This window comes from Ralstonia sp. Ralssp110 (assembly GCF_047325135.1).
GTDB classification, from domain to species: Bacteria; Pseudomonadota; Gammaproteobacteria; order Burkholderiales; family Burkholderiaceae; genus Ralstonia; species Ralstonia mojiangensis.
Genome location: NZ_CP168610.1, coordinates 3,449,190 through 3,474,527, shown reverse-complemented (window position 1 = coordinate 3,474,527; position 25,338 = coordinate 3,449,190). Strand labels below are relative to the sequence as shown.

Genomic DNA, 25,338 nt, shown 5'->3' with positions numbered 1-25,338 from the left:
GGTTCAACGTTGAGTGGGCGGCACGGCGACCGCCGCTTCGCTGCGGCGGGCACTGCGTACGTAGGCGGCTTGTTGCTTGAGCTGGGCGTCGCTGTCGGCCAGGTGGGCGAGCGCCCTTGGGCCGGCGTGGCGGAACCATGTCATCAGCAGCGCATCGAGCAGCGCAAGCGGTGCAGCCAGCGAATGGAAGAACGACGGGATGGCGACGGGCGCGACGAGCTGTTGCCAGGCCAGTTCTGCGCCGGGGGCGATGGCGCTGTCGGTCACATACACGATGCGTGCACCGCGCGTATGCGCGTACTGCATCGCCTCAATGACTTCGCGGGTGTATGGATCAAACGTGACGGCCACGACGATGTCGTCCTCGCCGCAAAAGCGCAGAGGGTCGGCCAGCGTGTTGCCGCTGCCGGTGCACAGCGTGACTTTGTCGTCGAACAGCTGTGCGGCATAGCCGAATGCATGCGTCAGCGCCAGGCAACTGCGTGCGCCCAGCAGATAGACCCGGCGGGCCTTGCAGAGCGCGGCGGCCACCATATCCAGCGCCGCGAGGTTTGCTGGCGAAAACGCCGACTGCACATGCGCACCGATGGCCATGCCGATGCGCTCGGCCTCTGATGCGCCTGCCCCATCGTCGCCCTGCAGCGCAGTGGCACGGCCGGCAAAGCCGTCTGCCTTCTGGCGCAGGTGGGTCACGCAGATATCACGCAGCGCGGCAAAGTCATCAAAGCCCAGCGCGCGCGCCAAGCGCGAGAACGTGGCAGGTGGCAGGTCGCAGCGGCGCGCAAAATCCCGCATCGAGAGCAGGGCGATGTCGTGCTGGTGCGTCTCCAGCAACATGGCGGCGCGCTGCAGTTGCGGAGACAAATCGCCGGCGCGGTCGCGCAGCGTTTGCATGAGCTCATCGAACGTCATGAGGTGACCGAAATGATTCAACTGTTTCGTAAACTACGCAATTGAAACAAATGAGTCAAGTTCGGGTTGACCTCAGTGCGGTGGGCGAAAGCAAAAACGGCCGCATCCTAGGAATGCGGCCGTCTAGCAAACAAAAACGGAGGCCGAAGCCTCCGTCTTGCGTGTGATGTGTGCGTCTCAGGTTGCTGGCGCGTCGAGCTGTTCCATGCGCAGCTGGAAGAAGCCGGCGCCGATCAGGCCAAGCAGGCTCAGCGCCATGCACGTGCAGGCCAGAATCATCACCGCGCCCAGCGACGAAACCCCGCTCATGAGCGGCGTATGCATCAACGCCGACAGATTACCGCCAACCCACATGGCCGCGACGAGGGCCATCAAGCACGTCAGCGCCGCGGCATTGCGCAACCACGTCAACCGCGTCTTGCGGCTGATGCCGTCGAAAGCGTGGAAATGGAAGTGGTGGTGACCAGTGCCAACGAGTGCCATGGAGAATCTCCTTGTGCTTGCCGTTTGATAGCGTTGAGTCACTATACCGAGACCTGCGACAGTTTGGCGCAGTTTGCGTCGCTAGGTATACCCTGAGCTGCGCTGCGTCAAGAGGCTCGGGTACATTTTTTGTGAGTGCGACACTGCGCCGCAGATCGTAGGCTGGCGCGGCAAATGGGGGAGATGACGGGGACGCGCGAACGGCGTCGCAGAAATGAAAAAAGACCTCGCGAGGAGGTCTTTTTTGTTGCCCTGCAAAATCGATTGATCTTGAAGAGCGAGGAATTTTGGTGGCCTGGGGCGGAATCGAACCACCGACACGCGGATTTTCAATCCGCTGCTCTACCAACTGAGCTACCGGGCCAAGCAAAGAAAGGCAAGTATGACAGGGGTTGGGCCCTGCCGTCAAGCATCTCTGAGCACTTTGATGATTACGCGGCCGGTTCGCCCTTGTTGCGCGAGAGTTCGACGCCCAGTTGCTTGAGCTTGCGGTACAGGTGGGTCCGCTCCAGGCCGGTCTTTTCTGCCACGCGCGTCATGCTGCCGCCTTCGCGCTGCAGGTGGTATTCGAAGTAGGCGCGTTCAAAGAGATCGCGCGCTTCGCGCAGCGGCATGTCGAACGAAAACTGCATGCCGCCGCCTTCGGCTGCGCGGGTCGGTACGCCATTGATATCGGTGCGATCGAGCGCGGCAGGCGTACCTGCTGCTGCGGCGGCGTTGGGCATGGCACCCGCGAGGCCTGCCGCCGGTGTGGCAGCCGGCGTTGCCGAGCGCGGCTTTTCCTTGCTGCGCGACAAGCCCTGCTCCACCGCCGTCAACAGCTTCTGCAGTGCGATGGGCTTCTCCAGGAAATTCAGCGCGCCGATCTTGGTCGCCTCAACGGCGGTGTCGATGGTGGCGTGGCCCGACATCATGATGACGGGCATGGTCAGCAGACCTTGCGATGCCCATTCTTTGAGCAGCGTTACGCCGTCGGTATCCGGCATCCAGATATCGAGCAGGACGAGGTCGGGCGTTGCATTCGCGCGGTATTCGCGCGCGCGCTGCGCGTTCTCGGCGACTTCAACAACGTGCCCTTCGTCTCCGAGGATTTCGGAGAGCAACTCCCGGATACCCATTTCGTCGTCGACAACGAGGATGGTGGCCATGCTTTTCCTCTATGTGCGGCGGGATTGCCGTCCGCGCTACGCGAGTTTTACGAACAGTATGGAAACCTGGGCGCCGACGGTGTCGGTACCCGATGTGCCCGATGTTGTGTTGGATTGGCGGTTGCGCAATTCGATACGCGCCCCGTGCTCATCCATGATTTTCTTCACCATGGCCAAGCCCAATCCTGTGCCCTTGGCTTTGGTCGTGACGTACGGCTCGAAGGCGCGGTTGAGGATGCGGGAAGAGAACCCGCCGCCGTTGTCCGCGATCGCAAGCCGCACGGCCTGCCGCCGCGCGCCCGAAGCGTCGTCGTATTCTACCGTGTCAGTTTGCAACATGACATGCGGAGCGGGTCGCCCTGCCGCTTCATTCTCCGCTACGGCGTCCTGCGCATTCTGCAGCAGGTTGTGGATGACCTGGCGCAGTTGCGTCGGGTCACCCTTGATGAGCGGCAGATTGGCGCCCAGCTTGGCCTCGATGACGGGGTGATCGCGGCGGTCAGGGTGATCGATGCCGTACAGGTGCAGCACCTCCGCGGCAAGCGCGTTGAGGTCCAGCTCCTGCAGCATGGCCGGCGGCGTGCGGGCGTAGTCGCGGAAGTCATCGACCATGCGCTTCATCGCCGACACTTGGTTGACGATGGTGGTGGCGCCGCGTCGCAACACCTCGGCGTCGGCGTCCGACAGCTTGGGTGAAAGCTTCATCTCCAGACGCTCGGCCGAGAGCTGGATGGGCGTGAGCGGATTCTTGATCTCGTGCGCGAGGCGCCGCGCAACCTCGCCCCACGCCACCGAGCGCTGCGCGGAGATCACGTCGGAAATATCGTCGAACACGACCACATAGCCGCGCTCGGTGCCGTGCGCGCCCACCGACGGGCCGGGCAGGCGCGTGCCGCGCACCAGCAGCGTGAGGGGTTCGTCTTCGTCTTCGAGCGGAATTTCGACCTGCTTCTGCCAGTGGGCCACTACGCCGCCGGCGGCTGTACTTGCGTCTTGTTCAGCGAAGGCCTGTTCGACCACCGGCGCGAAGGCTGCCACCGGCGTGATGCTGGTCAGCGCCTGGCCGACCCATGCGCCGAAGGGCTGTTTGAAGATGCGCTCGGCACCCGGGTTGGCAGTCAGCAGTACGAAGCGATGGTCGAACACGAAGACGCCCGCGGTCAGGTTGGTCAGCACGCTCTCAAGATAGGCTTTCGATTGCTCGAGTGCCGCCCGATTCTGCTCAACGGCGCGGCGCGCGTCGGCGAGTTGGCGCGTCATCTGGTTGAACTGCTGGGTGAGGACACCGAGTTCGTCGCGCGTATGCAGTTCCCGCTTGGGCGAGAGATCGCCTTCGGCCACTTCGCGCGTGCCCTGGAGCAGCATTAGCAGCGGCCGTGCCAGCTGTGCGCCGAGCAGCAGGGCGAGCATCACCGCGATAAACACCGCCAGGAACAGTGTGAGCGTAAGCGTGCCGATGTACATCTTGCGCAGACCCGTGCGGCCGAGCGCTTTCTCCTGGTATTCCTGGTAGGCGCGCTGGACGGCATCGGCATTGCGGGCGAGCGCCTGCGGCACCGGTTGTACGAGCTGCAGGAAGCGTTCGTCGCGGCCGCTCTCGCCGATCAGGCCGAAGCCGCGCGAGGTGCTGCCGCCATCTTCCGGTCGGCGGTCTGCCAGCAGGCCCGTGCCGGCCCATTTGCGTGCCGGCGTGCTCAGCCCCAGCGCGGGCTCGTCGCGGGACGACGTGCCCAGTGCCACCACCACATGCAGTTGGTAAAGATCGCTGCGGTGGCCGTTGTTGCGCGGCGTGGGTGCGGAGGCGGCCGGCGCGGAGGCGCTATCGGTTTCGGTATCGCTGCCGCCTTCCAGGCTGGCGTAGCCGCCCGGCGCGCGGGCCTGCTCGAGCACAGCCTGGCCGGGCAGGTTGGGGACGAGCGTGTCGTAGGTGTTTGACGCGGTGGCAATCACGCGGCCGCTGGCCGTGAAGATAGTCGCCTCCTGTACGCCGAACTGCTCGCGCAATCGATTGAGCGTGATGGCCGTAGCCGAGGCGGACCCATCGCCCACCTGCTCCGCGATCAGGCGACCCTTGTTCTGCAGATCGGCCAGCGCCGTGTCCATGGTCGAGCGGCCGAGGTTCAGGCCCGCCTCCAGCGCCGATTCGACCTTCACGTCGAACCATGACTCGATACTGCGCGACACGAACTGCAGCGACACCAGATAGATCAGCACCCCCGGCAGGACGCCCACCACGCCGAAGAATACCGCCAGCTTGGTCATCAGCCGCGTGCCGAACTTGCCGCGCCGCGCGCGTAGCGCGAGCGCCAGCATCAGCCCACCGATGATGACCACCAGCAGCACCCCGATGACGAGGTTGACCTTGTAGAGCAGCGTGAAATACCGGTCGAAGAACTCGGTGTTGGCCGATGCGGCAGCCAGCAGGCCCACCAGCACGATCGCCAGGAAGACGATGGTGCCCGCCACCACCTGATAGAGCAGCCGCTTGTAGCTGCGATCGAAGATCATTTGGCGGGAGCCAGCAGCGGGCCGGTGCTGGACGGGCCGGCGCTCATGCCCCAGCCCGGATTGGGCGACAGGCCAGACGAACCGGAAGCCGGCGGGGACGATGCCGGTGTGCTGGCCGGTGGCGCAGCAGGCACGGGCGCCGGGGCCGGCGGCGGCTCATTCGGCACCAGCAGGTTGAAGCGCTTCCATTCGGAGCTGAGATTCCAGTCACGCGTGTTGACGGCGTTGATCTGGAACGGCTTGGGCAACTGCGTCACGTCCAGGCGCATGCGCACTTCCGCCTGCACGGTTTCGCCGGCCTTGACGGCGCGCTGTTCGAACACGCGCCAGCCGCGTACATGCTGCATGAAGTCGACGGCGTCTTTCAGGCGCGAGAACGGCACCTGCAGGCCGCCGGTCGATACCCGGTATTGGCGTGTGAGCGGGTGATACGACAGTCGCACCACGCGCGTGGCGCTGATGGCGTGGTCATCGAACCAATACCAGCGCGGGCGGATCAGCTCGAATTCGACGAGGAAGTAGAGCGCGATGCCCTTGTTCACTGCGTCTTCGAGGTTGCTCGGCAGGTCGAAGTCGAAATCAACGGAGAGGTTCCAGCCGCCGTCGGCGTATTCGAGCTGTGCCCGGTTGATTTCGATGGACTGTGCGGGCGCCGCGACCGGCCACCAAAGCAGCATGCCCAATGCGACCAGCGCGACCAGCCGTTGCAGAATCTGCCGGAACCGGGTTTGCAGCAGCCGGATCGATGGGCGAAGGATGACAGTCACAACGGTCGGTGCATCAAGGCCGTTTCTGGAAAACCGCGTAAAAGAAGCCGTCGTGATCGAGCGGCAAGGGCGACGCGCCGGCGGCGAATCCGCTGGTCTGCGCCGCGTCGGGCGAGACCGGCAGCAACTGGCCGGGCGCGTGCAATCGTATCGCATCTTCCAGATGGCGTTCAAACCATCGGGCCTGGTCCTCGCCTTCCGTCGGAAAAATCGAACAGGTGACATAAAGCAACTTGCCACCCGGCTTCAGGCATGCCCACAAGACGCGCACGATGTCGCGCTGCAGCCCGGCCAGCGCCTTGAGGTCGGCGGGTCGGCGCAGCCAGCGGATGTCCGGATGGCGCCGCACGATGCCGGCGGCCGAGCACGGCACATCGGCCAGGATGCGGTCGAACGGTCGGCCGTCCCACCAGGTGTCGGGTTGGGCCGCATCGCCGACGCAAATGGTGGCGGTCTGGTGCAAGCGCGCCAGGTTTTCGCCGATGCGCACGGCGCGCGCGGCATCCGACTCGAGCGCCGTCACGTCCAGGCGGTCAGTCAGCTCAAGCAGATGGCCGGTCTTGCCCCCAGGTGCGGCGCAGGCATCGAGCACGCGCTGGCCGGGTGCCACGTCGAGCAGCGTTGCCGCCAGTTGCGCACCGGCGTCCTGCACGGAGACATCGCCGTCTGCAAAACCCGGCAGTTCGGAAACGGGGACGGCGCGCGCAAGGCGTACGGCCTGTTCGCCGATGCGCTCGGCGTCGATGCCGGCCTCAGCCAAGCGTGCGAGATACGCGTCGATGGCAATGCGGCGCGGGTTCACGCGCAGAACCATCGGTGGGCGGCGGTTGCCGGCGGCCAAGATGGCTTGCCACGCGTCAGGATACGCGCTGCGTACGGCGTCGATCCACCACGTTGGGTAGTTGGTGGCGGCCGACGGATCCGCCTGCATATCCGCCACCAGCGCATCTTGCTCACGCAGGAAGCGGCGTAGCACGCCGTTGACCATGCCCTTGCCGTGCGAAAGCTTCGGATCAGCCGAGGCCGCCGTCACGGTCTGGTCGACCACGGTGAATGGCGCGTACGGCAGCGGGTCGTCCAGCAATTGTGCGAGCGCCACGCGCAGCAGGTTGGCGGCGCCTTCGGCGGGTGGGCGCGGGATCAGCGTGCGGATCAGCCAGTCGGTGCTGCCGAGCCAGCGCGTAGCGCGGTAGGCGAGATCCTGGACGGCACCCCGCACCGGGGCGGGCTGGCCCTGGCATACGGCGTCGATGGCCTGGGGCAATGCCACGCCCTGCCGCAGCTTGCCCAGGGCGGCGGCGGCAAGCGACAAGGCGTGGGCGAGGGAATCGGGCGGCAGGCGCATCGGGCAGCAGGAAATCAGGCAGACAAAATGCAACGAGCCCGCGATGGGCGGGCTCGTGCGGACTGCGGAAGTATAAAGGAAGCGCCCCGTCGGGCTGCCGCTTTTACGCCGGATATTGCCCCGTCTGCGCCATCTGCATCAGGCGCGCGATGCGCTCTTCCGTGGCCGGGTGCGTGCTGAACAGGTTGGCCAAGCCGCCGCCGTGCAGGGGGTTCATGATCATCATCTGCGCGGTGGCCGGGTGGGCTTCAGCAGCGGCAAACGGAATGCCGGCGGCATAGCGGTGGATCTTGTCCAGCGCCGAAGCCAGCGCCTGCGGGTCGCCGCTGATGGTCGCGCCGCCGCGGTCGGCTTCGAACTCACGCGCGCGGGAAATTGCCATCTGGATCATCGCTGCCGCCAGCGGCGCTAGGATCGCCACCGCAATCCCGGCGATCGGGTTGGCCGGACGGCCTTCGCTGTCGCGCCCGCCGAAGAACACGGCAAAGTTGGCCAGCGCCGAGATTGCCCCAGCCATCGTGGCCGAGATGGTCGAGATCAGGATGTCGCGGTGCTGCACGTGCGCCAATTCGTGCGCCATCACGCCGCGCAATTCCCGTTCCGACAGGATATTGAGGATGCCGGTGGTCGCGGCCACGGCGGCGTGCTCCGGGTTGCGGCCGGTGGCGAAGGCGTTGGGCTGCGCTTCATCGATCAGGTAGACGCGCGGCATCGGCAGGCCGGCACGGCCGGCAAGCTCCTGCACCATCCGATAGAACTGCGGCGCGCTGGTCTCGTTGACTTCCTGCGCGTTGTACATGCGCAGGACCATTTTGTCGGAGAACCAGTACGAGAAGAAATTCATGCCCAGCGCGAACAGCAGCGCCAGCATCATCCCGCTGCGTCCGCCGATCATGCCGCCGATGACGATGAACAGCGCAGTGATCGCTGCCATCAACATGAAGGTCTTGATCCAGTTGAACATAGGGGCGTGGCTCCTGTGGGTCTAGGGTTTGACGAGTTCGTTAGATCGAGATAATCGCTGAAAATTCAAGGGTTTGCGCGGGACTTGCGCGATATTTCGCCGCAGATGTCGCTTGACTCATCAACGGGTGGTGAACGCCAGCCGCGCGCCAAGCCCAATGAATGCCGTGCCGACCACGCGATCGAGCCAGCGCTTGACGCCCGGCTTGCCCGCCACGCGGCGCGTGACGCTGGCAGCCACCCAAGCCACCAGGCTGTTCCAGATCGTCGACATGACAATGAACACCGCGCCCAATGCCAGGAATGCCAGCGCCTTGTGGCTGGCGTGTGGATCGACGAATTGCGGGAAGAACGACAGGAAGAACAGCACGACCTTCGGATTCAGCACATTGGTGAGAAAACCCTGCATGAACAGCGACTTGAGCGGACGTGGGCGCTTGACGGCAGAAGCTTCCGCTTGCTGGACGGGGGCGTCGTCGCGCTCGGGCGGCGCCAGCAGCATGCGGCCGCCCAGGTAGATCAAGTACGCCGCGCCCACCACCTTGATGACCGTGAACGCCACGGTGGAAGCCGCCAGCAGCGCCGTCAGGCCGAAGGCGACCGCCAGCACATGCACGCAGCAGCCCGCCGATACGCCCAGCGCCGACAGCAGCCCCGCTGCCCGTCCTTGCGAAACGCTGCGCCCGACGATGTAGGCCGTGTCGGGCCCAGGCGTCACATTCAGCAGAAACACCGCCAGCATGAAGAGCGGCAGATTGACGATGCCCAGCGCAGTCATGGCGAAATCCTCTTCTATATAGATGGCGCGGTTAGCCCCGCGATGCGAAGCGCTGGCCGGGCTCGATGGCCAGGCCTTGCAGGAATTCGCGTGCGGGCAGGCGTTTGCCGCCGGGCTTCTGCAACTGGGTCACGCGTAGCGCGCCGGCGCCGCAGGCGATGGTGACGCCCTCCGCGTTGGCCGCCAGGACCGTGCCGGGTTCGGCATCCGCCGGCCGGTCGGCCAGCGCCTGCGCTTGCCAGAACTTGATCGTCACGCCATCCAGCGCGGCCGATGCGCCGGGAAACGGATTGAACGCGTGCACCTGGCGCAGCAGCGCGGCGGCTTGGTGCGACCAGTCCAGCGTGGCTTCGTCCTTGGCGATTTTTTCTGCATAGGTGATGCCTTCGGCGGGCTGCGGCGTGGCGGCCAGCTTGCCGTCTTGCGCCAGCTTGGCGAGGGCGTCTACCACCATGCGCCCGCCGAGCGCGGCCAGCGTGTCGTGCAGCGTTGCTGTCGTGTCGGTCAGGCCGATGGGCACGCGTTCCATGGCGATCATGTCGCCGGTGTCCAGGCCCGCATCCATCTGCATGAGCGTGATGCCCGATTCGGCATCGCCCGCTTCGATCGCACGGTGGATGGGCGCAGCGCCACGCCAGCGCGGCAACAGCGACGCGTGGATATTGATGCAGCCAAAGCGCGGCAGGTCGAGCACTTCCTGCGGCAGGATTAGGCCGTAAGCGGCAACGACCATCACGTCAGGACGCTGGGCAGCCAGGGCGTCGATGGCTTCGGCGGCTTCCTGTGGATACTTGCCCGTGCGACGCAGCGACGGCGGCTGGAGGATCGGTGCGAACCCATGCGTCACGGCGTACTGCTTGACGGGACTCGCCTGCAATTGCATGCCGCGCCCGGCCGGGCGATCCGGCTGGCTCAGTACGGCAACGACGGGAAAGCCGGCCTGATGGATCGCCGCCAGGGCAATCTGCGCAAATTCAGGCGTGCCGGCAAACGCTACGCGAAGGGTGGACGTCATGGATGGAGAACCGAAAACGAGGGGAGGCGCGCTACACGACAGCGTAGCGCATTGGGTTTAGCGACGGCCGCGATGCGGGGTGTCGGTCAGCGGCACGATGGGCTCGGGCGACGGTAGCGCCTCGGGCACGCCATTGCTGCGCCGCTGGAAGAGCGAGAAGGTTTCGTTGGTGTCGCCCGGGCGGCTGCCGCGCCACACCATTTCCCAATTGTTGCCGTGAGGGCGGCGTCGGGCGTGTTCCGGGCGTTTTTCGAGCACCAGGATCAGGTCGCACGTACGCGCGGTCGGGTTTGGGTGGTGATCGTCGCCGGCACCGCTGTGACCTAGCAGCCATTTGACGGGGCGCACGCCGGTTTCGTAGTGCATCAGTGCGCGTTCGCTTTCGCCCATGCCGCGCGTGGCCACGCAGATCTGCGCAGATTCGAGCACCGGCTTGATCGCCTGGAAGAGCGGGCGGTAGCTGCGGGCGTCATCCACCCAAGGCATCAGCAGGGTGCCGAGCAGGCCCCACACCATGCCCAGGCCTGCCGCCCACGCCACCACGCCGGAGCGCGCTGGTCGCAGCCACACGCAGGCAGCCCACAGCGCCGTAATGCACCCCGCTGCCAACACGGCGACGGGGTGGATCAGCATGTCATATGGCAACGGCAGCACGCGGCCCAGCATTTTGGCCAGCCAGCCCGGCAACAGTTGCCCACCGCTGGTCACGAGCGCGCCCCACACGGCCCAGACCACCAAGCCCAGCGCGCCAAACACCGCCACCGCCGCGCCCCATGCACGCGCGCGCCACGCGGGTGCAATCAAGAGCAGCATCGGCGCACCTAACAAAGCCAACGCGGGTTGCAGCGGCATCAGGTACACATCGCGCAGCACGGCCGAGCGCAGCACCACAGCAATCGTGGCCAGAACGAACAACGCAACGACCAAGTGCCCCTGGTACGGCAGTAGCCACGCCGTGCGCGCGCCGTGCCCGCGTTGCCGCACGAGCTTGTACAGCGACACGCCCAACACGGCCACCGCTGGCCACACTGCGGGCGTACCGGTCAGGAAGATCGATCGGATGGTCGTCGCTAGCGACCCTTTCTCGCCACCCAGATGCGAGAAGCCGAAGAAGCGGCCGAGGTTGTTGACCCAGAACCATTCGATGAACAGGTCCGGCGATTCGCGCCAGAAGATGGCCGGCCAGATCACCAGCCACGGCAACGCCACCAGCAGCGAGAGGCCATAGAAGCGCCATGCCTGGCGGTTGCGGAAATCCGGCAGCAGTGCGATCGCCGCCAGCAGGGTGATCGCGAACAGTCCTGGCACGAGTACACCCTTGCCCAGGAACGCCACGCCGATGCCGGTGCCGAACCACAGCGCGGGGCGCAGCACGTCGACGCCCTTTGCGCCCCCGGCTTCGCTCTCTTTGACGAAGCGCACGAGGCCATACAGGGCGATCGCCGTGCCGGCCAATTGCGGGACATCGGCAATGAACTTGTGGACGTGCTCGGCCAGTCCGACGCAGCCGGCAAACAGCAGCAGCGCGCCCAGCGCATAGTCGCGCAGCGCAGCGCCGCCAGCGTCGAGCCCGGCTTCCCGGCGTGCAGCCAGCGTCAGCCCGGGGCGTCCGCGTGCGAGGTCTGCGCCGACGCGCAAGCGCCAGTCGCGCGCTTCGCTGCGCAGCAGGCGCGCCGTGCGCCAGACCGCCCAGCATGTCAGCGCCATCCAGAACAGCACCGCCACGCGCACCGCTTCGTGCGGCGGCATGTCGGGCAGCGCCAGGGCGGCCAGTGCGCCGGTCCAGTACATCAGCGGGGGTTTTTCGACGAACGGCTCGAAGGCGACGTTGGGGACGACCCAGTCGCCACGCTCGATGATGTTGATGACGATGCCGAAGGAATACGGCTCGTCGGCCTTCCAGGGTGCGCGCCAGAACGTGCCCGCAACAAAATACGCGCACAGCATCAGCAGGACGACGGCGCGCCAATGCCGCACCAGCAGTGCCGACAGGCGGCGCGGGCTGGTGTTCGGGCCTGCGTCAGCGGGAGCGATCGGCATCAGCGGGATGGAGCGAGGGCGCGCGCCGACGTCGGCAGGCATGGGAACGCATTCAACGCTGCGGTACCGCGTCGCGTTGGTGCTTCTTGAGCTTGGACCGGATGCGCGTCTGCTTGAGCGGCGAGAGGTATTCGACGAAGACCTTGCCCATCAGGTGATCCATCTCGTGCTGGATGCACACGGCCAGCAGGTCGTCTGCCTCCAGCTCGAAGGTTTCACCCTTTTCGTTCAGTGCACGCACGCGCACGCGAGCCGGGCGGTCCACCTTGTCATAGATGTCAGGCACCGACAGGCAGCCTTCGTCCCAGACCTTGTGCTCGTCACTTGCCCAGATGATCTCCGGGTTGATGAACACGCGCAGCTCGTCGCGCGACTCCGAAACGTCGATGGTGATCACGCGCTCATGCACGTCGACCTGCGTGGCGGCCAGGCCAACGCCGGGCGCCTCGTACATGGTCTCGGCCATGTCGGCCACGAGTTTGCGGATGCGGTCATCCACGACGGCAACCGGTTTGGCGACTTTGTGCAGCCGCGGATCAGGGTATTGCAGGATATTCAGTAGGGCCATGATGCTTGGCAACAACGGTTGCAGAAGGCCACGCTAACGAGGGGTTGCCTTCAATTGCGATCGCTTGGAATGTCATGCAGAATCGGGGGCGCTATCCGCCACATGGCTTAGGAAAAAGCCTGACGAATGTTGGATGCCATACCCCTCTTGCTGCGACGCAGAACTGCGTACAGCTGCGGCGGTGAGGCGTCGAACAGGCACGCGGACCACTCGCCGATTCTTCATAGAATAATGCGCCATCGTAACACACCGATGCACTCTCAGCCTGCCATGCAAACCGCCACGAAAGCGCGCCAGCCTTACGTTTGCGCCCTGTCGGCGGTTGCCGCGGCAGCGCTTTTCTGCATGGGCGCCGCCCACGCCGCCGAGCGCACTGTGACGCCGGCGCAACAGGCGCAGGCCGCGACGGCTGCCCAAGCGGGCATCCCCGAATCCGAACTGTCCGCCACCGCGCCCGCGCAGTACACCGTGCGCCGTGGCGACACGCTCTGGGCAATCTCGGGCAAGTACCTCAAGCGGCCCTACCGCTGGCCCGAACTCTGGGGTATGAACCGTGAGCAAATCCGCAACCCGCATCTGATCTATCCGGGCCAGATCCTGTATCTGCATCACGCCAATGGCCGTGCCTGGCTGTCGAGTTCGCCAGCATCGGCGGACGGCAGCACGGTGCGCCTGTCGCCGCATACCCGCGTGTCGGGGCAGGATGGTGATGCCATCTCGAGCATTCCCTCCGCCGCTATCGAGCCCTTCCTGACCCAGCCGATCGTGGTGGATGAAGAAACGCTGGCCACGCCGGCGCGCATCTTCTCGCTGCCCGAGGGCCGGGTTTATCTGGGCAAGGGCGAAACCGCCTATGCCCGCGGTCTGCCTGCAGGTGAAGGCGGCCAGGCCGGCACCGAATGGCAGGCGTATCGCCCGGTCCGGCCGCTCAAGGATCCGGTGACCGGCAACGTGCTCGGTTACGAAGCCGACTTCCTCGGCACGCTGCGCGTGGTGCGCGCAGCGACCGGGCCGCAGGCAGTGACCAAGGTGGAAGTGCTGTCGTCCAAGGAAGAGATGGGCGTCGGCTCGCAACTGATGCCACTGCCCCCGCGCGTGCCGGTGCGCTATGTGCCGCATGCACCGGAAGGCGATGTGCACGGCGCGGTCGCCAAGGTCACCGGCGGCGTGCGCTTTGGCGGCACCGATCAGGTGGTTGTGCTGAACATCGGCAGCCAGCAGGGGCTTGAGCCGGGCCACGTGCTGTCGCTGGCGCGCGCTGGCGCCGTCGTGAAGGACGCGACGGCCGGCAATGAGGCTGTGCAACTGCCCGCAGAGCGCTACGGCCTGGCCTTCGTGTTCCGTGTGTTCCCGCACGTAGCCTATGCGCTGGTGACGGACGCATCGAACGCCGTAGAAGTGGGCGACAGCGTCAGCAACCCGATGTCGCCGCAACCTTGAACTACGCGCTAACGCAGTCCTTGATTTGACCGATGCATCTCAGGTCGCGGCGTCCGCCGCGGCCGATTCCACCGCTTCCCTCTCCTGTACACGCGATCCGGCTGAACTGGCCGCTTGGCTGCGTCTGACTGAAACCCCCGGCGTTGGTCCCGTTGCTGCGCGGCAGTTGCTGGCGGCCTTCGGGTTGCCGCAAGACATCTTCGCCCAGCCGTATGCCGCGCTCGCCAAGGTGTTGCCCGAGCGGCAAGCGCGCGCGTTGCTTGCCGAGCCCGACGACACGCTTGCGGCACTGATCGAGCGCACCGTCGCCTGGGTGAACGAGCCCGGCAATGCCATCTTCACGCTGGCCGATCGTGGCTATCCGCCCCGCCTGCTTGAACTGCCGGACCCGCCGACCTTGCTTTACACCAAGGGCGATGCCTCGCTGCTGCGCGCAGCGGCGGTGGGCGTGGTGGGCGCGCGCAGCGCTACGGCAGCCGGCATTGACAACGCGCGGGCGTTTTCCCAGGCGCTGTCGGCGGCGAGCGTGACGATCGTGTCAGGCCTTGCGCTCGGCATCGATGCGGCGGCGCATGAAGGCGCGCTTGCAGGCCCGGGGAGCACCATCGCAGTCGTGGGTACCGGGCTCGATATTGTTTACCCAGCACGCAATCGGGCGCTGGCGCATCGCATTGCCGAGGCTGGCGTGATCATCTCCGAATACCCGTTGGGGATGGGCGCGCGCGCCGAGAATTTCCCACGCCGCAATCGCTTGATCTCGGGTTTGGCGCGTGGGCTGCTGGTGGTGGAAGCGGCGGCACAGTCCGGCTCCCTCATCACCGCGCGTCTGGCGGCGGAGCAGGGGCGCGATGTGTTTGCGATTCCCGGGTCGATCCATTCGCCACTGGCCAAGGGTTGCCACCTGCTGATCAAGCAAGGCGCCAAGCTGGTGGAAACCGCTGCCGATATCCTGGATGAACTCGGCTGGGGGCGTGCTGCCGCGCCGGCTAAGCGTGCGACGCGCGCGGCCCCGGTCGAGGCGCCTGCTGACGCGCCGGTTCTTGCCGCGCGCCCGGCGGCAAGTGCCGCCGAAACCGCGTTGCTCGATGCGCTCGGTTTTGATCCAGTCGATCTGGATACCCTATGTGAACGCACCGGCCAAGCTGCTGCCGCCCTCTCTGCACAGCTTCTGGCGCTGGAGTTGGATGGCCGCGTGGAGCGTCAGCCCGGCGGGCGCTTCCTGCGGCTTCCGTGAAAGCGTGCCTACAATAAGCGCGACCCCTCCGTCACTCCGCTGGTCGCCTAGCGCCTTTTTTCATGCCACTGCTCTCGCCTGACACCGACGCCGCCACGTTGCACACGCGCATTCGCTCGGGGCAACTGCTGGTGGCGTGCCTGTGCGCCGAGTGGTGCGGCACGTGCCGCAGCTATCGCAAGACCTTCACTGAGCTCGCCGAGCGGCATCCGGAATGCTGCTTTGTGTGGGTGGATGTGGAAGATCACGCCGATGCGCTTGGCGATTACGACGTTGAAAACTTTCCGACCTTGCTGGTGCAGCGCGGGAGCGATGTGTTGTTTTTCGGCCCCGTCTTGCCTCACGCCGGTGTTGTTGAGGGATTGCTTTCGCGTGATCTGGGCGTTGCTCCCGCAGTGCCAGCGGCCCCGGACTTGCGAGGCTGGCTGCTGGAATCGGCATGATCGCCGGCCTTGACAACACTAAGCGATGCATGCGCCACTCTATTGCGCCTGAAAAGGAACCGCGCTTATGATTGGCGGCCAAATTTGGGGCCGACTGCTGGTTGATGGCTCCCTGACGGGCACGCTGACAAGCGCCCGCGGCACTTGAAGTCGGCAGGCGTTGCCATAAGACTCTAAAAAAATACGCGAACGGTCGCTATAGAAAAGCGACTTCTTCTTTACCCGATTACTTGCGATCGCCAGGATCCGCTCACATGTCCAAGGCTCTCATCATTGCCGAAAAACCGTCGGTCGCCGCTGATATCGCGCGCGCGCTGGGTGGCTTCACCAAGCACGACGAGTACTTTGAGAGCGACGACTACGTCCTCTCGTCGGCGGTCGGCCATCTGGTCGAGATTGCTGCGCCCGATGAATACGAAGTCAAGCGCGGCAAATGGAGCTTCGCGCATCTGCCCGTGATCCCGCCGCACTTTGACCTGCGCCCGATCGCCAAGTCGGAATCGCGTCTGAAGGTGCTGACGCGGCTGATCAAGCGCAAGGACGTGACCGGCCTGATCAACGCCTGTGACGCGGGGCGCGAAGGTGAACTGATCTTCCGCCTGATCGCGCAACACGCGAACACCAAGCTGCCGGTGAAGCGGCTGTGGCTGCAGTCGATGACGCCGCAATCCATCCGTGATGGCTTTGGCAAGCTGCGCAGCAACGAAGACATGATGCCGCTGGCCGATGCCGCCCGCTGCCGTTCCGAGGCCGACTGGCTGGTCGGTATCAACGGCACGCGCGCCATGACCGCGTTCAACAGCAAGGGCGGCGGCTTCTTCCTGACGACCGTGGGCCGCGTGCAAACGCCCACGCTGTCGATCGTGGTGGAGCGCGAAGAGAAGATCAAACGCTTCGTCCCGCGCGACTACTGGGAAGTGCGCGCTGAATTCATCGCCGCCGCCGGCCTGTACGAAGGCCGCTGGTTCGACCCCAAGTTCAAGAAGGACGAGTTCGACCCCGAACGACGCGACTCGCGCCTGTGGAGCGAGGCCGAGGCCAAGAGCATCGTTGCCGCGTGCCGCGACAAGCCGGGCACCGTGACGGAAGAATCGAAGCCGTCGACGCAGATGTCGCCGGCGTTGTTCGACCTGACGAGCCTGCAGCGCGAGGCCAACGGCCGCTTCGGTTTCTCGGCCAAGAACACGCTGGGCCTGGCGCAGGCGCTGTATGAAAAGCACAAGGTGCTGACCTATCCGCGTACCGATTCGCGCGCGCTGCCCGAAGACTACATGGGCACGGTCAAGCAGACGCTGGACATGCTGGGCGAAAGCTCGCCCAACTATCTGACGCACGCGAAGAAGATCCTGGCCAACCAGTGGGTCAAGCCGAACAAGCGAATCTTTGACAACAGCAAGATCAGCGATCACTTCGCCATCATCCCGACGCTGCAGGCACCGAAGAATCTGTCGGAGCCGGAGCAGAAGCTGTACGACCTGGTGGTGCGCCGCTTCCTGGCGGTGTTCTTCCCAGCGGCTGAATACCAGGTCACCACGCGCGTGACTGAGGTGGCCGGGCATCACTTCAAGACCGAAGGCAAGGTGCTGGTGAACCCGGGCTGGCTGGTCGTGTACGGCCGCGAGGCGCAGGGCGAAGATGCCAACCTCGTGCCGGTCGCCAAGGACGAGAAGGTCAAGACGGACAAGATCGAGCCGGTGGGCCTCACCACCAAGCCGCCCGCACGCTACAACGAAGCGACGCTGCTCTCCGCCATGGAAGGCGCCGGCAAGCTCGTCGACGACGATGCGTTGCGCGAAGCCATGGCGGGTAAGGGCCTGGGCACGCCAGCCACCCGCGCGGCCATCATCGAAGGGTTGCTGACGGAAAAGTACCTCGTGCGCGAAGGCCGCGAGCTGATCCCGACCGCCAAGGCGTTCCAGCTGATGACGCTGCTGCGTGGCCTCGGTGTGGAAGAACTGACGCAGGCGGAGTTGACCGGCGGCTGGGAGCACAAGCTTTCCCTCATCGAGCGTGGCCAGCTGGAGCGCGACGAATTCATGCGCGAGATCGCGCAGATGACGCAACAGATCGTCAAGCGCGCCAAGGAATACGACAGCGACACCATTCCCGGCGACTACGCAACGCTTTCCACGCCGTGCCCGCAATGCGGCCACGTGGTCAAGGAAAACTACCGCCGCTTCGCCTGCAGCCACTGCGACTTCTCGATCAGCAAGATTCCGGGGGGCCGCCAGTTCGAGCTGGACGAGGTGGAGGAGTTGCTGACCAACAAGACCATCGGCCCGCTGCAGGGCTTCCGCAGCAAAATGGGCCGTCCGTTTGCGGCCATCCTCAAGCTGGCGCAAGAAGATGGTCATTGGAAGATGGAGTTCGACTTCGGCCAGAACGACGAAGACGATGGCGAGCCGGTCGATTTCTCGGGTCAGGAAAGCGTCGGCCACTGCCCAAAGTGCAACGGGAGCGTCTACGAGCACGGCCTGAAGTACGTCTGCGAAAACGCCGTGGCGCAGCCCAAGACCTGCGACTTCACCACCGGCAAGATCATCTTGCAGCAGGAGATCAGCCGCGAGCAGTTGGGCAAGCTGCTGGCCGAGGGCAAGACCGATCTGCTGACCGGTTTCAAGTCGGCGCGCACGGGCCGCAACTTCAAGGCGTTCCTGGTCAAGCAGCCGGATGGCAAGATCGGCTTCGAATTTGAGCCGCGCGGCGAAGGCAAGGGCAAGCCCGGAGCCAAGACCGCGGCGAAGAAGACGACCGCTGCGGCTAAAACGCCTGCCGCCAAGAAGGCGCCGGCCAAGACCGCAAGCAAAACGGCTGCCAAGAAGGCCCCGGCACGCAAGAAAGCTTCCGAAACCGAGGCTGACGAGGAAAGCACCAGCGAGACCTGAACGCGGTTTCGCCGGTACCAAAGCAAAACGGGAGGACACTGTCCTCCCGTTTTGCTTTGGCGATGGGGCGTGGCTTATGCGGCTTCGCTCAGGCCCCTGCCGGCGCGCGCCTCGCTGTGCTTGACCTCCATCGCCTGGGCCAGCATGTAGTCGATGAACGTGCGCACCTTTGTCGGCAGGAACTTGCGGCTCGGATACACCAGCGACAGCGACCGATGCGGCAGCTTGTATTGCGGCAGCACGCGCACCAGCCGTCCGGACTCCAGGTCGGGCCGGGCCATATACGACGACAGAATCGCGATGCCCATGTCGGCGAGCACTGCGCGGTGCATCAGTTCGGCATTGCTGGTGACAAGCGAGGGCTGCACCGGCACCGAAATCGACTGGCCGTCGGCGGTGCTCATCTCCCACTCGTGACGCAGTTGCGGGTGCCACATCGCAATGACGCGATGCTCGGCAATATCTTCGGCGCGCTGCGGCGTGGAATGCTGGCGTAGATAGGCGGGGGTAGCCGCCATGACCATCTCGGCGGAAATCATGCGGCGTGCGACCAGGTGCGAACCGAGGCCAAGTTCCGAGACCATGATGCCGACGTCGCGGCCATCCTCGACGATGTCGATCGGGCGGTCGGACAACGCCACGTCAAACGTCACTTCGGGATAGAGCTGCTGAAAGCGTGCGAGCAGCATCGGCAGCACGTGCAGTCCGAACATGACGGGGGCGACGATGCGCAGGCCACCGACCAGCGCCTGGCTGCGCGAAGTGGCCAGCGATTCCGCCTCGTCAATGTCGAGCAGGATTTGCGCACAGCGCTGCAGGTAGGTTTCGCCCACGTCGGTCAGCGACAGGCTGCGCGTGGTGCGGTTGAGTAGGCGCGTGCCGAGATGCGCCTCAAGGTCGGCCACGTAACGCGTGACCACGGCATTGCTCATCGACAGATGCTGGGCCGCCCGAGCAAAGCTGCCAAGCTCCACCACCTTGGAAAACACCCGCATCGACTGCAAACGATCCATTCCAGCCTCTCACATAATTTGTTGTCAAAAATAGAACAAATCTGTCGTGACAGCAAATGTTTAATATTGGCACAAGCAATTCACTGCCTAGGGGCGATCCTTGAATGTGAGCGCACGCTCATGTGAGAATTCCACCCCAGCTACGTTTGCGATATTTCATTGCCAGGGCTGCGTATCCGACTTCTCACCGATTGACGCAACAGCAGATTTGCGCCGAGACTCTATACCGAGCGGTAGATTTTTTTGGGGATTCGTCTTGCGCAAGGTCATGTTTGACCCAAATCATGGGTGGAACGCGGTCTTGCGCAAATCGGTGCGGCGGTGGCCATATGGCTTCGCCATACTCGAACAATGGATGCCGCGAACCCTGACCCGCATGAGCGCCCCGCAACGAGGGCAGCCATCACGGCCGATGTGTCGCCCCGCGATGCTGGCGGCCGAGGAGACACCACATGACCATCCAGAACCGCGAACCGGTCAACTATCTGGCGGGCGAGATGCCGCTGCACCGGTATTGCGCCCATCATGCGCAGCAGACGCCCGAGCGCATCGCCCTGCTGTGGTACGGCCGTACGATCTGCTGGCGCGAACTGGATCAGGCCTCGACGCGCTTGGCGGTGCAGTTGCAGCGGCTGGGCGTGACACGCGGCGATCGCGTTGCGCTGTTTCTGCACAACTGTCCGCAAGCCATCGTGGCCCATCTGGCCACCGCCAAGCTGGGCGGCATCGTCGTGCCCTGCGGGCCGTTGTCGCGTCAGCACGAACTGCGCGACCAACTGGCCGATTGCGGCGCCAAGATTCTGGTGGCGGCGGCCGATCTGATGCCGATTGTCGAGGCCGCCAGGCCCGGCACGGCGGTCACGACCGTTATCACCACGCGCTATGCCGATCTTCAGCCCACGCAGCCCGCGTGCCGCAAGGCGCTGGCCGTGCCGCCCGAACTGATTGCCGCCGATGCCTCGTCTGCGCCGCCGCTCAAGAACAAGCCGGGTGCCGCGCAGCTCGACCTCATGCAGTTGATGGCCGAGCCCGTCGATGTGGCCGAGCGCAACGCCGTGGCTGCCATTCAGGTGAGCCTGGATGACGTTGCGCTGATGGTCTACACGTCTGGCACCACCGGCCGGCCGAAGGGCGCCATGCTCACGCACCGCAACGCGCTGTACAAGACCGCCGTTACGGTGCAGGTCAGTGGCATCCATGCCTCGGACGTGATGCTGGCGGTGGCGCCGCTGTCTCATATCGCCGGCATGCTGATGGGCATGAACGTGATGCTGTATTCCGGTGCCACGACCATCCTGCTTTATCGCTTCGATCCCCTGGCCGTGCTGCAGGCCATCGACCGCTACCGCGTGACACGCTGGTACAGCATGACGCCAATGAACCTGGCGGTCATGGCGCATCCGGACGCGGCGCAGTACCGCATGGAATCCTTGGTGGCCAACCCGTGCACCAGCTTCGGCGTCACGCTGACCGAAGCCATTGCCGAGCAGTGGCGTGCTTTTGCCGGCCCGCAGTGCCGCATCTATGAAGCCGCCTATGGCCTGTCGGAAACCCACACCTGCGACGCCATCACGCCTGCCGATGCCCCGCGCTGGGGTTGGCACGGCAAGATCGTCCCACAGACCGAGGTACGCATCGTCGACCCGCATACCGGCGCTGAACTGCCGCCTGGCCAGGCTGGCGAAATCACCATCCGCAGCCCCGGCGTGTTCCGCGGCTACTGGCAGCGCGACGAGGCCACGCGCGCTGTCCTGCACAACGGCTTTCTGCGCACTGGGGATATCGGCCAGGTCTCGCCCGACGGTTACCTGCAATGGCAGGGCCGCATCAAGGAGATGATCAAGGTGTCGGGCTACAGCGTGTTTCCGGAAGAGGTCGAGGCGCTCCTCTCGCGCCACCCGGGCATCCGCCAAGTGGCTGTGACGCCCATCCCCGATCCCGACAAAGGTGAAGTGGTCTGCGCGCACGTGGTGCCGATGAACGGCGTGACGCTCTCGGAAGCCGAGCTGATTGCCTGGTCGCGCGACAACATGGCGCCGTACAAGGTGCCGCGGCGCGTGAAGTTCCATGATGCGCTGCCCGCCACCGCGACGGGCAAGGTGCTGCGAAGGTTGCTGCGCGAAGAAGCGCTCGCCGCCTGAAAGCAAAACGGCCGCCAAGTTCTGGCGGCCGTTTTGTCAGGTTTGCACGAAGCGCTTCTGTCGGGCGATGCTCATCAGGATGCCGATGCCCATGCCCAGCGTGACAAGCGCCGTCCCCCCATAACTGATGAGCGGGAGCGGCACGCCCACCACAGGCAGGATGCCGCTCACCATGCCCATGTTGACGAAGGCGTAGGTAAAGAAGATCAGCGTGATCGACCCGGCCAGCAGGCGCCCGAACAGCGTCCCCGCGTTGGCTGCAATGAAGAGCCCGCGCAAGATCAGCAGCAGATACAGGAACAGCAGCACGCCGTTGCCCACCAACCCAAACTCCTCCGAATACACCGCGAAGATGAAGTCGGTGTGTTTCTCGGGGATGAACTCGAGGTGGGTTTGCGTGCCCTTCAGCCATCCCTTGCCCGTCACGCCGCCCGAGCCGATGGCAATGATCGACTGGATGGTGTGGAAGCCCTTGCCCAGCGGGTCGGTGGTCGGGTCGAGCAGCGTACACACGCGGTGTTGCTGGTAGTCGTGCAGGATCGGCCAGTTCACGCCCGGGGCGCAGATGCGCGACTCGAATGACACCACCAGCGTGATCGCGGTGACGGCAACCACCAGCACCGGCACGATCAGCCGCCACGACAGGCCGGCAAAGTAGATCACGTAGATACCCGCTGCCAGCACCAGCAGCGCGGTGCCCAGGTCCGGCTGCTTGGCGATCAGCCCGACGGGAATCAGCAGCAGCATGGCTGCCGCCAGATAGTCATACCAGTGGATCACGCCCTCGCGCTTCTGGAAGTACCACGCCAGCATGAGCGGCATGGCGATCTTCATGATCTCGGAAGGCTGGACCACCACGCCGATATTGAGCCACCGCCGCGCGCCCTTGCGGATCAGCCCGAACGCCGCCACGCCAATCAACAACGCCACGCCGACGGTGTAGAGCGGCACCGCAAAGCGCATGAGCGTTTGCTGCGGCAAGTTGGCGATGATCCACATCAGCACGAACGACAGCAGGATGTTGCGGACCTGGTCTTCCACCCGGCCCGGCATGTCGATGGCGGCCGAATACAGGGCGACCAATCCCGTGCCGAGCAGCAGGAAGACGATCAGCGCCAGCGGGCCATCGAAGCCGGTGAAGAGCGACTTGATGATGTTGAATATGCGGCGCTTGTCCAGTTTGTCCATGGCGAGATCCTCAAGCGCGAATATCAGGGCGCGGCCGGCTTGGCGGCCGGTTTCTGCGCGGGCTTCGGCGCCGGCTTGTTACCCGGCTTGGCATCCTTCGCACCCTTGGGCGAGGTTGCTGGAGCCGAAGCTGGCGCGGCAGCGTTGCCACGTCCGCGCGGTGGCAGTTCGGGGGCCGGTTGTGCATGCGACAGCGCTTGCAGCACCTGGGCGTCCAGCGTGGCCGGGGCGACGGCTTCGGCGCTGGTGCCGGCCTCGCGCAGGACCGGCGCCACCAGGTCGGGCGACAGCGGCGGCGTGCCGTGCGTGGCGCCTGATGCCACCGACGATGCGGCCGGCGCCGAAGCCGCGGCCACAGCACTGGCAGCGGAGGCTGCTACGCCAGAAGTGGCAGCCACCCCGGACGCCGCCTCTGCAGCCACTTGCGGCGCAGCCGTCGCGCTGGCGATGGTGGCCGTCTTGCCGGTCGAGAACACGCTGGGCGTATCCACCGGCGGTTGCTGCTGGGGCTTGGGCGCGGTGGCGGCCAGCTCGGTGGGCCACTTTCCGGTCAGGTAATAGTCCATGACCGCACGTGCGATTGGCGCCGCCGACGCGGCACCAAAGCCGGCGTTTTCCACGATGAGTGCCAGCGCGATCTTCGGATGATCCGCCGGCGCAAACGCCTCGAACAGCGCGTGGTCGCGCTTGTTTTCGGGAATGGCGTGGTGGTTGTACTTCTCATTCTTGCCAAGCGAGTACACCTGCGCCGTCCCCGTCTTGCCTGCCGACACGTATTGCGCACCGATGAACGCCTTGGCCGCCGTACCGGCCTGGTTCACGCCCACCATGGCGCGCTTGATCACGTCGATGTTCGCCTGCTTGAGCGGGATCCTGTAGCTTTCCGTCGGCACCGTCAGCGAGCGCGACTTGGACAGCGAATCTTCGACCGCCTTCACCAGGTGGGGCTTCATCACCACGCCGTTGTTTGCCAGCGTCGATATCGCATGCGCGAGCTGCAGGATGGTGAAGTTGTTGTAGCCCTGGCCGATGCCCAGCGAGATGGTTTCGCCGTCGTACCACTTCTGCTGCTCGGGGCGCTTGTAGGCTTTGCGCTTCCAGTCGGTGGAGGGCAGGATGCCGGTGCGCTCGCCCTCAATGTCGATGCCCGTGACTTGCCCGAAGCCGAAGGGCTTCATGAAATCGTGGATGGCATTGACGCCCATGTCGTTCGCGAGCCGGTAGTAATACGTGTCGCACGAGGCCACGATCGAGCGGTACATGTCGACCCAGCCGTGGCCGCCCGGCACGTCGTCGCGGAACGTGTGGTTGCCCAGCGTGAACGAGCCCGGATCGGCCATGCCCCACTGCGGCGTGCGCTTGCCAAGCTCGAGGGCACCCAGTGCCATGAACGGCTTGTACGTCGAGCCGGGCGGATACGTGCCCCGCAACGGCCGGTTCAGCAGCGGCTTGTCCGGCGAGTTGTTCAGCTCGCCCCAGGTCGCGCTGTCGATCCCTTCAATGAACAGGTTCGGATCGAACGTCGGCTTGGAGACGAAGGCAAGGATGTCGCCCGTCTCCGGCTCGATCGCCACGAGGGCGCCGCGTCGGTTGCCGAAGAGCTGCTCGGCCAGCCGCTGCAGGTTGATGTCGAGCGACAGGATCAGATTGTTGCCCGGCGTTGCCTGCGAGGTCGACAGCGTACGGATCGGCCGCCCGCCCGCGCTCACTTCCACCTCTTCGTAGCCGGTCAGGCCGTGCAGCTCGGTCTCGTAGCTCTGTTCAATGCCGACCTTGCCGATGTATTCCGTGCCGCTGTAATTGTTGGAGTCCTTGCGCGGATCGTACGTCACGTTAGGTTGGCTGTTGGCATCGCTCATGTTGTCGATGCGGTCCAGATCGCGTTCAGAGATCCGGCCGATGTAGCCGATCACGTGCGACGCCGATTCGCCCAGCGGGTATTGGCGGAACAGCCGCGCATGCACGTCCACGCCCGGAAAGCGGAAGCGCTGCGCCGAGAACCGCGCGACTTCCTGGTCCGTCAGCTGACTGCGGATCGGCAGGCTTTCGAAGCTGCGCGCATCTTCCATCAGGCGCTTGAAGCGGCGGCGGTCGCGCGGCTGGATATCGACCACCTGGGCAAGCTGGTCGATCGTGTTGTCGAGCGTGTCCTGCAGCTTGGACGGCGTGATCTCCAGCGTGTACGCCGAGTAGTTGCGCGCCAGCACCACGCCGTTGCGGTCCATGATGATGCCGCGATTGGGCTCGATCGGGGCCACCGAGATGCGGTTGTCTTCCGCCTTGGCCGAGTACTGCTCGTGCTTGACCTGCTGCAGCCAGAAGAAGCGCGCCAGCAGTAGCCCGAAACAGACGAGCACGAAGAGGGCGGCCGCCGCCAGCCGCAGGCGGAAGCGCGACAGCTCCTGTTCGACGTTGCGGATTTCGGTCATGCCAGGTGCGGGCGAATAGCGGAGCGCATCAAGTCGGC

General features: G+C 65.1%; 19 protein-coding genes and 1 tRNA gene. 5 read left to right on the top strand and 15 right to left on the bottom strand.

Going from position 1 to position 25,338, the window contains the following annotated elements; translation table 11 throughout:
• Positions 1-3: 3 nt before the first annotated feature.
• From ACEN9T_RS25210 to def, 12 genes are all read right to left on the bottom strand, one after another.
• Entirely contained in the window at positions 4-912 is a 909-nt protein-coding gene (locus ACEN9T_RS25210; protein WP_413707412.1) for a MurR/RpiR family transcriptional regulator, read from the bottom strand.
• Positions 913-1,089: 177 nt separating this feature from the next.
• A complete protein-coding gene (locus tag ACEN9T_RS25205; RefSeq protein WP_413707411.1) occupies positions 1,090-1,395 on the bottom strand; it encodes a hypothetical protein in 306 nt (101 codons plus the stop codon).
• A 288-nt stretch (positions 1,396-1,683) separates the two neighbouring features.
• A tRNA-Phe gene (locus tag ACEN9T_RS25200) sits at positions 1,684-1,759 on the bottom strand.
• A gap of 67 nt (positions 1,760-1,826) precedes the next feature.
• Positions 1,827-2,543, bottom strand: a complete 717-nt coding sequence (locus tag ACEN9T_RS25195) for a response regulator (protein ID WP_413707410.1) — start codon at positions 2,541-2,543, stop codon at positions 1,827-1,829.
• Between the two features lie 36 nt (positions 2,544-2,579).
• Positions 2,580-5,051 (bottom strand): sensor histidine kinase, encoded by a 2,472-nt coding sequence (locus ACEN9T_RS25190; protein ID WP_413707409.1) that lies wholly within the window; start codon positions 5,049-5,051, stop codon positions 2,580-2,582.
• Positions 5,048-5,818: a DUF4390 domain-containing protein gene (locus tag ACEN9T_RS25185; protein ID WP_413707408.1), complete on the bottom strand. Its 771-nt coding sequence runs from the start codon at positions 5,816-5,818 to the stop codon at positions 5,048-5,050. The genes ACEN9T_RS25190 and ACEN9T_RS25185 overlap by 4 nt, the downstream gene beginning before the upstream one ends.
• A 13-nt stretch (positions 5,819-5,831) precedes the next feature.
• A complete protein-coding gene (rsmB, locus tag ACEN9T_RS25180) occupies positions 5,832-7,163 on the bottom strand; it encodes a 16S rRNA (cytosine(967)-C(5))-methyltransferase RsmB (RefSeq protein ID WP_413707407.1) in 1,332 nt (443 codons plus the stop codon).
• Between the two features lie 103 nt (positions 7,164-7,266).
• The gene (htpX, locus tag ACEN9T_RS25175; RefSeq protein ID WP_012436834.1) at positions 7,267-8,127 is read right to left on the bottom strand and encodes a zinc metalloprotease HtpX; all 861 of its coding nucleotides are present in this window, start codon (positions 8,125-8,127) and stop codon (positions 7,267-7,269) included.
• A 120-nt stretch (positions 8,128-8,247) separates the two neighbouring features.
• The gene (locus ACEN9T_RS25170; protein WP_413707406.1) at positions 8,248-8,904 is read right to left on the bottom strand and encodes a LysE family translocator; all 657 of its coding nucleotides are present in this window, start codon (positions 8,902-8,904) and stop codon (positions 8,248-8,250) included.
• Between the two features lie 31 nt (positions 8,905-8,935).
• A complete protein-coding gene (gene fmt / locus ACEN9T_RS25165) occupies positions 8,936-9,919 on the bottom strand; it encodes a methionyl-tRNA formyltransferase (RefSeq protein WP_413707405.1) in 984 nt (327 codons plus the stop codon).
• Positions 9,920-9,976: 57 nt separating this feature from the next.
• Entirely contained in the window at positions 9,977-12,001 is a 2,025-nt protein-coding gene (locus ACEN9T_RS25160; RefSeq protein ID WP_413707404.1) for an ArnT family glycosyltransferase, read from the bottom strand.
• 10 nt (positions 12,002-12,011) lie between these two features.
• A complete protein-coding gene (gene def, locus ACEN9T_RS25155) occupies positions 12,012-12,527 on the bottom strand; it encodes a peptide deformylase (protein ID WP_092974019.1) in 516 nt (171 codons plus the stop codon).
• A 252-nt stretch (positions 12,528-12,779) separates the two neighbouring features.
• Between def and ACEN9T_RS25150 the strand changes: the two genes are divergently transcribed.
• The 4 genes from ACEN9T_RS25150 (at position 12,780) to ACEN9T_RS25135 (ending at position 18,529) form a co-directional block, all read left to right on the top strand.
• Entirely contained in the window at positions 12,780-13,967 is a 1,188-nt protein-coding gene (locus ACEN9T_RS25150) for a LysM peptidoglycan-binding domain-containing protein (RefSeq protein WP_413707403.1), read from the top strand.
• Between the two features lie 25 nt (positions 13,968-13,992).
• On the top strand, positions 13,993-15,201 hold the full coding sequence (gene dprA / locus ACEN9T_RS25145) for a DNA-processing protein DprA (RefSeq protein WP_413707402.1): 1,209 nt from the start codon (positions 13,993-13,995) through the stop codon (positions 15,199-15,201).
• 62 nt (positions 15,202-15,263) lie between these two features.
• Entirely contained in the window at positions 15,264-15,644 is a 381-nt protein-coding gene (locus ACEN9T_RS25140) for a thioredoxin family protein (protein WP_092974027.1), read from the top strand.
• Between the two features lie 254 nt (positions 15,645-15,898).
• Entirely contained in the window at positions 15,899-18,529 is a 2,631-nt protein-coding gene (locus tag ACEN9T_RS25135) for a DNA topoisomerase III (RefSeq protein ID WP_413707401.1), read from the top strand.
• Between the two features lie 74 nt (positions 18,530-18,603).
• Here ACEN9T_RS25135 and ACEN9T_RS25130 read toward each other — a convergent pair whose 3' ends face one another.
• On the bottom strand, positions 18,604-19,542 hold the full coding sequence (locus ACEN9T_RS25130) for a LysR family transcriptional regulator (RefSeq protein WP_024977062.1): 939 nt from the start codon (positions 19,540-19,542) through the stop codon (positions 18,604-18,606).
• A 452-nt stretch (positions 19,543-19,994) separates the two neighbouring features.
• Here ACEN9T_RS25130 and ACEN9T_RS25125 point away from each other — a divergent pair, with 452 nt between their 5' ends.
• Positions 19,995-21,683 (top strand): AMP-binding protein, encoded by a 1,689-nt coding sequence (locus tag ACEN9T_RS25125; protein WP_413707400.1) that lies wholly within the window; start codon positions 19,995-19,997, stop codon positions 21,681-21,683.
• A 36-nt stretch (positions 21,684-21,719) separates the two neighbouring features.
• Here ACEN9T_RS25125 and rodA read toward each other — a convergent pair whose 3' ends face one another.
• Positions 21,720-22,871, bottom strand: coding sequence for a rod shape-determining protein RodA (rodA, locus tag ACEN9T_RS25120; RefSeq protein WP_413707399.1), 1,152 nt, complete (start codon positions 22,869-22,871; stop codon positions 21,720-21,722).
• Positions 22,872-22,894: 23 nt separating this feature from the next.
• Complete coding sequence (mrdA, locus tag ACEN9T_RS25115) at positions 22,895-25,300, bottom strand: penicillin-binding protein 2 (RefSeq protein WP_413707398.1); 2,406 nt, start codon at positions 25,298-25,300, stop codon at positions 22,895-22,897.
• Positions 25,301-25,338 lie beyond the last annotated feature (38 nt).